Source organism: Cytobacillus firmus (assembly GCF_023715565.1).
Taxonomy (GTDB): domain Bacteria; phylum Bacillota; class Bacilli; order Bacillales; family Cytobacillaceae; genus Cytobacillus; species Cytobacillus firmus_C.
The window spans coordinates 11439-22972 of the sequence record NZ_JAMBOJ010000011.1 but is presented as its reverse complement, the minus strand read 5'-3'; the positions used below and the strand labels follow the sequence as shown (position 1 = coordinate 22972).

The window sequence follows — 11534 nt, the reverse complement described above, 5'->3', positions numbered from 1 at the left end:
TCCAACTTAGAAGCCTTCCAAAATTAAAAGTTAACGCGGGGTGACCACTGTGGATGACAATTCCATTTTAATAAGCCAGCTGTATAGAGATATTTCCTTTTTGAATAGTGAAATTAGTAAGAATAATGAGATGTTGGTTCGATTGAGAAAGGCACAGCAGGAAATCTCATCAGGCCAAGAAGAATTCATGCTTAATAAGCGTTTTATTCATCAGCCCAACTTAAACCAGTCGGTTTGGGCTGGAACACATGCTAATGATTTTGATCATATACGTGGTGAAATTGAAGATACTTATATGAGAATCGGAAACAGTGAAATTGAAGGAATGTTAAACAATATTGAAGTAAAGATTACCCATTACGAAGGATTAAATAAATCTCTTTCAAGCACGATTGCTTCTAAACGTAATCGCATCACACAATTAAGCAATTAATACGGCATGACTATTGAGGTGAAAAAATGACCGAAATTAAATTAATTCAAAGTGAAGTGGAAAATGCCCTAAATGAACTCAAAAGCAAGGCCGAAGGGGTTGATGTCAGTAATCCTTCTATTACATTCCCGGAAAGCAGATTGGAACTGCTGTCTGAAATAACTAAAATTGAGCAAAAGTATTATTCAACCCTTAAACAATATCAAAATTTGCTGATTAAAACAGAACAAGATATGAGAACCCTAATAGATCAGCTTGCTCAAAAAGATAAAGAGCTATCTCAAAAAATGAAATAGGGGAGTGATCAGATGAAGGTGATTAAAGTTTCCGAAATCATTCCTGAATTGGATGAATCCATAAAAAAGAAAGAAGCTGAAAAGGACCAGCTGCAGGATGTGCGAGCTTCAATCAATAACTTAATCAATTTGGATGATGCTTTAAAAGGGAAGGGAGCAGAAGCAATCAAGGAACATCTTACTGTTCTGCATATTCCGGCAGTCTTGTTGTTGAATCAATTTATTAATGAATATGTTAATAGGCTAAAACAAGTAAAAAACTTAATAAGTGATTATGAAATTAAAAGTGGGCTAGTCAGACAGGACTTCGTAGAGCATGAGGCTAAGTCCGGAATTGAGAAAATTGAACAAATGTCAGAAGACACTATTAATGATATCAATCAGGAATTCTTAAAGGTTAGTGATATTGTTGGAGGTTCAACCATTTCCTTAGCGCATTTAAGGCAGAATTTTGATAAAGCAAGGCGTCATATTAAGAAGACCACAGATGGTTTAGAGGATTTGGATAAAGATAGTTTAAAGGTCTTGAAGGAGTCGACTGAAGATCTTACGAGAATTGCAGACTTTATCAATAAAATTGAGGCCTGGGCATCAAATGGTGCAGCATTAAATGAAAGTACAATTAGGGAGATTGAAAAGTATTTCGCTGAGAATGATACGATCGGAAAGCTCATCGATTCTGCTATGGAGCTGGCTATAAAAGAAGGTGATTCCACCTTAATGGGGAATGTGGCAGATTGGCTGGATAAAATAGGGAAACTTAACGGTGGAATGGAAATTGTGAAAGGTACCTTAGCTGCAACTATTCTTCTAACTAAGAGATTAGTTCTGGTGAAAGATGGATCAGGAAATTTCAAGATTAAGGCGCATCCTGATTGGCTGAAAAAGAATGGGGTTTATGGTTCGAAGCTTGCTGATTCAATTCATAAGATATTAAAAAATGGAAGTTCAAGCAGCTATAATGGTATTAAGAATTACTTTTCTAAATATCAGAACTCACCTAGCAGGCTTTTAAGAAGCCTTGTTGGCCTTAATCCCGGGTCGAATGTGAAGAGCTACCTCAAATTATTAGAACATCAGCATCCATATTTAAAATTTGATGCAGCTCAAGCTGAATTATATAAAAGGACTTCAATTGATGTTAAGTCTACACTTGGGCAGCTGACAGATAAACGCTCTTTTACGGCAATTGCAAAGAAAATTCCATATGCAGGAATCCTGTTTTCTGTAGGAACCAATGCGGGAGAATATATCAGTGATAAAAATAAATATAAATCCAACTGGGAAAAAACAGGGAGAGCTGCCGCGGGAATAGGAATGGATGTTGGTGTTGCTGGGCTTACTACAGGCGGAGCTGCTATAGGGACCATGATTTGTCCTGGACCTGGAACACTCATTGGTGGGCTTGTAGGAGCAACAATTGGGATAGCAGGATCGATCGCATTTGAAGACAGTATCAAAGATATCGGAGAGAAAGCTGGGAAATGGGCTGAGGAAAAATCTAAGGATATTAAAGAGGCTTTTAGCAATGTTGGTGAGGCAATATCAGATGCAGGAAGTTTTGTAACAGGTTTGTTTAAATAAAATCAAATATGGGGTGAGGTTGAAGAATGGAAGCGACGGGGATATCTTTAACTACTAATGAGTTGGCATCTGTGCTTGCGTTATGCGGTTATGAAAGCATGGCCAGTCAAATCCTTAACAGCTTAGATATTAATGGAGAAACAAGGGAGCTTGATCGTTTTATAGAGGATACAGGGCTCTCCCTAAAATCTAAAGGACTATTAGACGAAAATAGAAGTTCAACCCTTGTCGAAGGTCTGGAAAATCTTTTGCATGTTCTTGTACAGTCAAAGAGAAAAGCCAGATGTATAATAAAAGACAGGGTGCTATTTATTCATTTTATAAAAGGTGAAACAAGGACCCTTCTGCAAGAAATAAGAAATAATACTCATTTTTTCTCGATTTATTCAATGGAAAAAGGATTCGAGCACATTTTATTGAACCATTATGAATTAGTGGGTAAATCAGAACAAACTGTAAACGATTTGCCGACATTGCAGCTTTCAGAGGCTATTTATGATCAGCTCCATCAGATGGATCCCGCTGTTTTAGAAGCCATGATTAACGATGAGAAAATAGAGGTTCCTCTAAAGCAGTTCTTGTCTGATTTCAAAAATAATGAACAGGAATTTGCTAATGTATCACTGATGGAGATGGATTATGCTAAAGATTATATGGAGTTGAAACAAGTCATCTTTCTGCTGCCCAGCTTGAATTTTATTTGGCATCTTGACTATGATAGGATTCAAGAAAAAGAAGTTTTTGTAGTTCCATCCAGTGTAGACGAGTACAGCAAAAGATTAAGTGATGCTATAGCACTTTTCTTTAATGAATAGTAATCTACTATGAAAGGTAAAATTTATTATGAAAATTATTGGCTTAGTATTAGCGGTGGCCGTATGGACAATTATTGCGTTATTTCTGAATGGTATTGATATTCCAATTCCAAGCTCTTATATTTCTTTGATGATTACAACTAATGCTATTTTTGCTTTCTTCTCCATATTTGTTCAGCGCCTGGTCGTTACGCTGTATGAGGTAAATGTATTTGAAGAACCAAAGAGTATATCTGGTTTTTTCTTTAAGTATATTGCCATTATTACATCTGGCGTGAATTATTATGTTCAGAATGTGTTAAATCGTCTACCTTTAATTGTGAATAAGTTAGCGAGTATACTTTTTTTTGCCTTTCTTATGGTGGCAGGATTCAGTATCATGACTATTTTTAATTAATGGTCTTAATATTCTACTAAGCTAGTTGGAGGAAGTACAAATATGGAACAGGACCAGAAGATAAGTGTATCCGCACAAGACCTTATAGCAGTTCTTGCTCAATCAGAATCAGTAAAGAGAGCAAGAGAGTTTGCCTATGAAAATAACTTATCAAAAAAAGAGATCGGACAGATAAATGAAACACAGCCAGAATCAAATATATCGAATTCACTAAAAGAAATGGTGAACACAGCTTTAGATGCCAGCAAAATGATTAGGATTGAAAATGGAAATCAGTATCTGCTAGTTTATCGTGCTCGCAAGACCGAAGGTATTGTGGAGTATATACATAATGGCCTTTATGAATTTAAAAAATATGATTCTCTAACAATGTTAAATAATCTTATTAGTGATTTTTACGGCCTGGATTCCAGGCTCACAGAGGATCCTATAAAGATTAACATAGAGTTAACCAATGATTTATATGATCAAATTCATTATATGGACCCTGCCGAATTGGAAAAAATGATAGACGATGAAAAGTTTGATGTGAAAATCCGGCAATTCCTGCGTGATTTTTATCAGAATAATCAGCAGGTATGCAAGCTGGTTTTTAAAAAAAGAAGGACCATAAAGAATCCTATGCAGGAAGACTTTGTGATGTTATTTGTTCCGGGTGAAGACTATATTTGGCATATCAACTACGAAGAGTCGAGTAATAATAGAATCTTCTTAATGAGTAATAGTATCAATAACTACTTTGCTGTATTACAAAGGATTTTAGATGATTTTCTGCATATTGAGGGTTTTCTTGCAGAGAAAAAGGCCAGAAAAGCTGAGCAAGAGGTAGAGGGATTTTCCTTTAAAAGAGGATTCTCATTCTTTTGGAAAAGTAATTTCGTGCTGTTAATAACCGTTTTATTCCTTTATATTAACAAGTCCGGCTGGAGTGAAGGAAGCGGACCTATGGTGGTAGGATTTGCCGCTTTTTGTGAAGTTATGATTATCTTATTATCAATTTTTGCTTGCTTAAAAGAGAGGGAGGAACCTTTTCCTGTTAAGAGGGCCAAGTCAGCTTCATAATGAGACAAATACCTGGGAATCTAATAAATAAAGAGAAGAAGATATATCAAAGACAATTTACTTTAGATTCTCTTAATCTAAGGAGAGTGTGATTCTTCTTGCCACTTGTTCAGAAGAAAAATGATGAAATTATCGTTAAAGGTTCAAACATCATGTATGTTTTGGTGTTTCTGGCTACTGCAGGTTTTTTAATAGCTTGTATCTTTCTAATTGTTCACGGTTTGAAGTTTGACTCTAAATATTCTTTCCTTTATCTTGGCGGCGGGATCATATTCACCCCTTTTTATCTCTATATTACACTTTGGAATATACCAGGTCTAATTCCGGGCAAAACCTTGCTTTCCATAAAACTCGGAGAAAATGGTGTGATTAAATCAAAAAAAGGGATGATTCCAATTAAGGATATACGAAACATTGACCTTGTAAGGAATCCATTAAATTTAATAAATGATATTGTAATTGAAACCTTCAATGATAAAAAATATAAAATTCGCACCTATAACCTGATTGGTGATTTGCGCTATCAGATCATTGTTGATCAATATATACATCCGTATATGACAGAAAACGCAAAAAAAGTTTGGGATCGAAAAGTGAACCTTGAACGTCTTCGAGATGTGGCGAGATACGAGAGAAAAGAGACGAAATTTGATTAATATATCCTCTTATAAGAGAGGGCTTTTTTAAGGGGCGAGTTTATAACGAGCCCTTTTATTTTCGTAAAGAGGCATGTGGGGGATCTGTGAATCAAATGAGTAATAAGGTATTTAAATTAGGTAAATATCTTGTTTTCTGCTGGTTCTCACTATCAGATACAAAGGAGGGAGTAATGTATGTCGATGGTTCAGGAAAAGGAGGATGCAGTAATTATAAAGGGTTCTAAGTTTTATTATGTATTAATGTTCCTGGCCACAGCAGGGTTCTTAATTGCATGCATTTTCCTCATTATACAAGGATTTAAATTTAACTCTAAATATTCTTTATTCTATCTAGGGGGAGGAATTATCTTAACACCTTTCTATCTATATCTCACTCTTTGGAGTTTGCCCGGCTTAATTCCTGGAAAAGTGCTGTTCTCCATCATTCCAGGAGAAGATGGGAAGTTAATTATGAATAAAAAGGATATTTCAATCAAAAATATAAAAGATATTAACCTGGTAAGAAATCCGTTAAACCTAATAAATGACATCATCGTAGTAACGTTTAATGATAATAAGTTCAAGATTCGCACTTATAACCTTCTTGCTGAAATGGACTATGAAATGATTGTAGATAAGTATCTATATCCTTATATGATTGAAAATTCAAGGAAGGTTTGGGATCGAAAAGTAAATCTGGAACTACTGCGAGCAGAGTTAAAGTATGATCGGAAGGAACAAAAGATAGATTAAATGGCAGGATCCTTTCAATTTTCTATGAATCTTATTATTAAAACTCAATTTCCGAAACCGGAAGGCATTCGAACGTAATAAAGTTACGAACATTAAAAAGGAGGACCCAATGCCGAAGAAAAGCCTAATAGTATTACTATCCAGCTTCCTCTTCCTCTCAGCCTGCAGCAGCACTGAAAGCAATTCAGAAGCAAAAGCGGAGAAAAAGGAAGAAGACAAATATGTAAAGCTGGTTAAAGAGAAAAACAAGGAACTTGAGCTTGAACCCCTTGAGCTGACTTCTTACAGCGAGGAAGTCGGGGCAGCTTTGAAAAATCCGAAGTATAAGGAGTTTGCTGCGAATGGCAAGGTAGCTGTGCAAGGAGAGGTTGAGAAGTACTCTGATCTCAAATCAGACTATGCCTGGATCAAGGTTCGTTCCACAGAGGATGGGCCGGCAGGGAACGATCTGGAATACTACGCACCCATCGAAGAAGGAAAGTTCAAGCTGGATATCCGTTTATTTAATGGGGAAGGTGAGTATAAGATAACGGTACAGCTTCCAAGCACGGATAGTGAAAATTATTATTATGATCTTGCCTCGTTCAATGTACATAATGTAAGTCCGGATGCGGAGCGCGATGTGACGTATACTCCATTTGGGCAGGAAGCAGATCTCGCCCTAGATATAGAATCGAGCTTTGTAAAAGGCAATGAGGTCTTCAGTTTGCAAGGGGAAGCCGGAAGCCTGACAGACAGCGAAACAATCATGCTGCAGCTGAAAAAGGATTCGGAAATGTGGAAGCACGTCATCAAGCTTAAGAATGGCAAGTTTGCTTATGATGTGCCTTTATTTTACGGAAAAGGCCTGCATGAGCTTGAGGTGCTCGTTCCTGACAAAGAGAGGGGAAATTACTATCAGACAGCCACAACTATTTTAATAGACAATGAGTCTGATAGGAAGATGAGCCCAATTGAATACTCTAAAACATATGAGGAGAGGGGAGTGGCGCTCGAATACCCGCAATTTGGCGGTGAGAAGTCTGACGGTGTCTTTTCTGTAAGAGGCAAAATTGATCCGCAGGCAGAATTTGGTCCTGAAACAGATCATATTTACATTACTACAAAAAAAGGTGAAGACGAGGCACTGGATGTAATCCCTGTAAAGGACTTCACATTTGATGATTCATTTTATTTAAGGTTTGGGCCAGGCACATATGAAATCACACTAAGTGTGCCGGAAATTAAGGAAGAGAACAGTGATTATTTCCGCTTTTATGGGTTTGCCAAATTTGAGGTGGAGTCAACAGGTGAGGATAAGCGGGATCTGCTCCCATCAAGAGGTATTCAGTCGGATGCATCGCAAATTACTGAATTGGCGAAAGAGCTGACAGAAGACAAAAGTGGGGATAGGGTTAAGGCGAAGGCCATCTATGATTATGTAGCGAAGAACGTTTCATATGATGTGAATAAGCTTGAAACAGATGACTTCAGCTGGGATGATAGTGCACTCAAGACACTTGATTCCAAAACGGGCGTCTGCCAGGATTATTCGTATCTGGCCATTGCTCTGCTTCGGGCGAGCGACATGGAAGCCCGCTTTATTGAAGGAACTGCTTTCGGCGGATTCTGGCCGCAGAAGCATGCCTGGGTTGAAGTGAAGGTGGATGGAAACTGGCTTACGATGGATCCGACATGGGGAGCGGGATACATTAAGGATGATAAATTCGTAGCCGCTTTCAACGAAAAATACTTTGATCCGAATCAGGCTGAGTTAAAAAAAACACATAGCCGCACAGGTGTATCATACTAATAAAAAGGTGCTATTCTCAGGGAATAGCACCTTTTTTATGATTAAAATGCTCCTGCACCTCCGCCTCCGCCGGAACCGCCGCTTGATCCGCTTCCGGAGGAACCGGACCTTGTATAGTAAGTCTGGTGATAATAATAATTTGGATATGAAAATATTTTAGTATCTGCAGAAGACAGGAGAAGCGCCGAAAAAGTTTTGGCATCTTCTGTAAATTCTTCGGCATAATGCACAGTCAGCTCGGTAAATAGGTCGAGTGACAGGGCGTGCTGTATCCACTTTTGTGAATCCTGAAAGTGAAAGCTGCCTGTTTTTATGCTATTTCTAAATTCCCTGATTGCCTTATGATAAGGGGCTCCTTTAAAGGTGACATCCGACATAGGCAAGAAGACGCTAATGAGAAAAAGGATAATGTTTAAAGGAAGAAAGGCATCCGGCATTTCGTATGCTAAAGCTTCCGCGAAAACAGATCCTAAGCCAAAATAGATTGGCAATGCCAGCCGCTTTTTCTTTTGAATCAGCACGATGGCCCAACCGATTGTTAATAAAACCAATATGGAAGCTAAGTCGAATAAGTCAGACAGCCCTGTATAGGCATTGAATAATGACAATAGAATCCAAAAAGGAATTCCCCATTTTAGAAAGCTCTCTCTTATAAAATTTAATCTTACATACTCGTTTATCTCAGGATCTTTCAGTACCGTTTTGCGCCAGACTGTAAATGCCTTATTAAACTCTTTTTCCATTCGCTTATATTCATCCTCCGTTCTCCAGTTGCTCTTTTTTTCCTGAGCTGTTGGAAAGGGAAGCTGATCCAGGGAAAAGGTTTTACGGCCTGTTTCATCCGGGGTAAAAAGCCAATCGATCAGTTTTTGCTCGTATTCTGTTAAACTTTTATTTTCACTGATAACCGTAAATAGATAGGTATAATCAGGTGCTGTTTTATCTTCCAAATAAGCAGGTCTGGCGGTGAGGCGTTCCATGGATAGAAACCCTCTTTGCTGCATGCGAAACAGAACAATGATAATATCGAAATGCCGAAGCCTTCCCTTTCTGTAGATGGCAGCAAGCAGAAAAGAATCCAGATTCTTTAATTCTTCCGGAGAAGTTCCTTTATTAAACCACCTGTATAGTCTGCGGGGATAGAGTACCAAATAAATCAGTAATATCAGCAAAATAAGGATAATGATCGAATTCAATGTATCAAGAGGTTTGATCCAGCCTTGACGGCTCTCACTTTTTTGCTGATACTGTTCCTCCTCGGCAAGAAATTCAGCAAGCTTAGCGGTATTTTCTGTATATGCAGCATTCTTCAAGTAAGTCTCAGGAAACAAAAAACGGATTTCGGCCTTTTTTCCTGCAGGAAGAAGCTTATTTTCATAAAGAATTCCATCCTGTCTGGATTTTTTCATCGATCCGCCAGTCAAGTCATGTAAAAAGGCATAACCCTTGTTTAAAGCTGATGAATCATTATATAAAGCAATTTGAATACGAAGGTTGTGTATATCACTTTCATTCATTTCATCAAAAAAACGCCAATAAAGCTGACCTGTATCCCCATACTTGCTGGCTGCGTCCTTAATGCGGTAGCGATAAAACACTTTCTTAGTTTCCCTTTTAGAAGCTGTATATATTTTATAAGTTAAATCATCTCTCTCTACCTTCAGCTTCTGTAAGCTTTGGGGATTAATCGTTTCAAGCTTGGCATCATCCGGAGCAAGGTAGCCTTCAAAAAGTTCCACTCCCCCATGATCATCGTCTCCGATTGTTCTCGTGGTTCCATTAAATGATCCATCGAAGGAGTATGTGAATAACTCTTCTGTGTAGATATCCCCATTATCTAAAATTAGTGTCCGTATTTCTGCCTGGTCAATGGAAAAGGATTCTGCCTTAGCCTCCGCCGGGAATGGCAGCAGCAGAAATATTGATATAAGAAAAATAAATGAATGCAGTTTCAATGTGATTTTACCTCCAGTCTTCCATAAGGTCATTATAACGGAAAGCCGGGCTGTTTTTGCCAATTGAATGGAAATTTAATCCGAAATACCCTTCAATATATATTCTGAAAATTATAAAATCTAATTGACTGGGCTACCGTCCGGATTTCTGTTTAGGGGGGAATGGCTTGATAAAACAATTGGCAGGAGTGATCTTTTGTATGATGCTGATTTTTCCTGGTGGTATGGTGAAAGCTGGCGGTTTTGGCGGTGACGACAGGGGAACTCCGGGTTACTGGTATGCCGGAGAAACACCTTCAAACATTGACCCTTCCAAATCACCTCTTGTGTTTGTACACGGCTATAATAATTCATCAGCAGTCTGGCATGAAGGTAATGATATGTACGAAGTGGCTTTGGCAAATGGATATGAAACAGCCTTCATTGATCTTCATCATGATCGTGATATGTGGACGAATGGTGCTATTCTTGCTGATAAGCTCCAGGAAATATTCCATCATTTCGATGGTAAGAAGCTGGTGGTTATCGGCTATAGTAAAGGCGGTGTGGATATTCAGACAGCCCTTGTACATTACAATGCCCACCCTTATGTATCAAATGTCATCTCTTTATCCTCTCCTCATCATGGCACCCAGCTTGCAGATCTTGCGCACAGCAGCGCCGCCTGGTGGCTTGCTGCTCTTCTCGGAAACAATAATGAAGCAACTGAATCCCTGCAGACAGGCAATATGCAATACTTTCGAAGCCTGACAGATTCCCATCAGAATGCCGGAAAAAACCGTTATTATACACTTGGCGGCACCAAATGGGGTTCATTTGGCAGTGCTTCCTACTGGGGAGGGTTATACCTGAGTGTGTACGGAAAAAACGATGGTGTTGTGACAGCGGTTAATTCCCGACTGCCTGGTGCTTCCATTGTTCAGGAAGGCGGGTGGAATCATACAACCATTCGGGAAGGATCCCATACATTCCTTGTATTCAAACCCTTTACTACTATTACTCAGCCTGCTGCAGTTTTCTCGTGTCCAGAACCAGAAGCTGCTTCCAGCCGGCCTGGCATCCATTCCATTGTAAAAGGCGGGAAAGCTGTCAGTGCAATAAGTGAGCAGTTTACTGTGGAGGATAATGTAAACTCCATAACCGTTTCTTTTTTAAGCGAAAAGAACCTGTCTTCCTTAAAATTAATCAGTCCGGACGGAAAAGAATATAAAACGGGAAAAGCGTATAAAGAAGAATCCGATTTTTTCAAAGACGCGTGGATTCATCAGTTTGAAATCGAGTATCCTGAAGCAGGAAGCTGGCTGTTAAAGGCTCCGGCAAATGCATCGTATCTTTACACCGTTACACTAAATAGCCCGTTAAATGATAAAATTCAGGGCATGTCTGAGAAAAGCCATAAAGCCCTTAAAACAAAATGGATCCGCTTCGGGTTTGATTCTTCAGGGAAAAAGCTGCTGCAAAAAGCGAAAGGGGAAAAGCCCGGCCTCATGACCGACAGCGATTTTTCACAGGAAGGCGTCTACAATGTGACAACGGAAATAAATGGACTTACCGAAAGTGGAAAGCCATATGAAAGAACAATTATCGAATCTTTTTATATAGATCAGGATGGAAAACGACATTATTAACTGGTCTATGGCTGCTGAGAAGCAGCCTTTATTTTTGTTTTAGGCTGTTTTCTCAAGGTTTGCGGCTTTTGGGATTATATTTGCAGAGTTGATTGGAGCGGAAGGTGCGAGATCCTCGAAAATGCTAATAAAGCCTTGTTCAACGACCATTTAGAAGATAGAACCATCCCGGGAAAAACAC

The 11534-nt window shown here is 38.8% G+C and carries 11 protein-coding genes; 10 read left to right on the top strand and 1 reads right to left on the bottom strand.

What is annotated here, in order from left to right; genetic code table 11:
- The first annotated feature begins 40 nt into the window (after nucleotides 1-40).
- The 9 genes from M3205_RS06010 to M3205_RS05970 all read left to right on the top strand — a co-directional run bounded on the left by M3205_RS06010 (nucleotide 41) and on the right by M3205_RS05970 (nucleotide 7770).
- Entirely contained in the window at nucleotides 41-433 is a 393-nt protein-coding gene (locus M3205_RS06010; RefSeq protein ID WP_251169082.1) for a YwqH-like family protein, read from the top strand.
- A 26-nt stretch (nucleotides 434-459) separates the two neighbouring features.
- The gene (locus tag M3205_RS06005) at nucleotides 460-729 is read left to right on the top strand and encodes a DUF5344 family protein (RefSeq protein ID WP_251169081.1); all 270 of its coding nucleotides are present in this window, start codon (nucleotides 460-462) and stop codon (nucleotides 727-729) included.
- 12 nt (nucleotides 730-741) lie between these two features.
- The gene (locus tag M3205_RS06000) at nucleotides 742-2313 is read left to right on the top strand and encodes a T7SS effector LXG polymorphic toxin (protein WP_251169080.1); all 1572 of its coding nucleotides are present in this window, start codon (nucleotides 742-744) and stop codon (nucleotides 2311-2313) included.
- Between the two features lie 26 nt (nucleotides 2314-2339).
- A complete protein-coding gene (locus tag M3205_RS05995; protein ID WP_251169079.1) occupies nucleotides 2340-3128 on the top strand; it encodes a hypothetical protein in 789 nt (262 codons plus the stop codon).
- Nucleotides 3129-3156: 28 nt separating this feature from the next.
- Entirely contained in the window at nucleotides 3157-3525 is a 369-nt protein-coding gene (locus tag M3205_RS05990; RefSeq protein WP_251169078.1) for a hypothetical protein, read from the top strand.
- A 42-nt stretch (nucleotides 3526-3567) separates the two neighbouring features.
- On the top strand, nucleotides 3568-4587 hold the full coding sequence (locus M3205_RS05985) for a hypothetical protein (protein WP_251169077.1): 1020 nt from the start codon (nucleotides 3568-3570) through the stop codon (nucleotides 4585-4587).
- Between the two features lie 98 nt (nucleotides 4588-4685).
- On the top strand, nucleotides 4686-5243 hold the full coding sequence (locus M3205_RS05980; protein ID WP_251169076.1) for a DUF5381 family protein: 558 nt from the start codon (nucleotides 4686-4688) through the stop codon (nucleotides 5241-5243).
- A 177-nt stretch (nucleotides 5244-5420) separates the two neighbouring features.
- Complete coding sequence (locus tag M3205_RS05975; RefSeq protein WP_251169075.1) at nucleotides 5421-5978, top strand: DUF5381 family protein; 558 nt, start codon at nucleotides 5421-5423, stop codon at nucleotides 5976-5978.
- Between the two features lie 109 nt (nucleotides 5979-6087).
- A complete protein-coding gene (locus tag M3205_RS05970; RefSeq protein WP_251169074.1) occupies nucleotides 6088-7770 on the top strand; it encodes a transglutaminase domain-containing protein in 1683 nt (560 codons plus the stop codon).
- Nucleotides 7771-7811: 41 nt separating this feature from the next.
- Here M3205_RS05970 and M3205_RS05965 read toward each other — a convergent pair whose 3' ends face one another.
- Nucleotides 7812-9725 (bottom strand): DUF2207 domain-containing protein, encoded by a 1914-nt coding sequence (locus M3205_RS05965; protein ID WP_251169073.1) that lies wholly within the window; start codon nucleotides 9723-9725, stop codon nucleotides 7812-7814.
- A 167-nt stretch (nucleotides 9726-9892) separates the two neighbouring features.
- On the opposite strand from M3205_RS05965, the gene M3205_RS05960 reads away from it, so the two are divergent.
- Nucleotides 9893-11353 (top strand): esterase/lipase family protein, encoded by a 1461-nt coding sequence (locus tag M3205_RS05960; RefSeq protein ID WP_251169072.1) that lies wholly within the window; start codon nucleotides 9893-9895, stop codon nucleotides 11351-11353.
- Nucleotides 11354-11534: the final 181 nt, after the last annotated feature.

Excerpts from the sequence above, each read along its gene's own strand:
- M3205_RS05970 (WP_251169074.1), top strand. The coding sequence starts at position 6,088 with ATGCCGAAGAAAAGCCTAATAGTATTACTATCCAGCTTCCTCTTCCTC.
- M3205_RS06005 (WP_251169081.1), top strand. The coding sequence starts at position 460 with ATGACCGAAATTAAATTAATTCAAAGTGAAGTGGAAAATGCCCTAAAT.
- M3205_RS05990 (WP_251169078.1), top strand. The coding sequence starts at position 3,157 with ATGAAAATTATTGGCTTAGTATTAGCGGTGGCCGTATGGACAATTATT.
- M3205_RS05985 (WP_251169077.1), top strand. The coding sequence starts at position 3,568 with ATGGAACAGGACCAGAAGATAAGTGTATCCGCACAAGACCTTATAGCA.
- M3205_RS06000 (WP_251169080.1), top strand. The coding sequence starts at position 742 with ATGAAGGTGATTAAAGTTTCCGAAATCATTCCTGAATTGGATGAATCC.
- M3205_RS05995 (WP_251169079.1), top strand. The coding sequence starts at position 2,340 with ATGGAAGCGACGGGGATATCTTTAACTACTAATGAGTTGGCATCTGTG.
- M3205_RS05975 (WP_251169075.1), top strand. The coding sequence starts at position 5,421 with ATGTCGATGGTTCAGGAAAAGGAGGATGCAGTAATTATAAAGGGTTCT.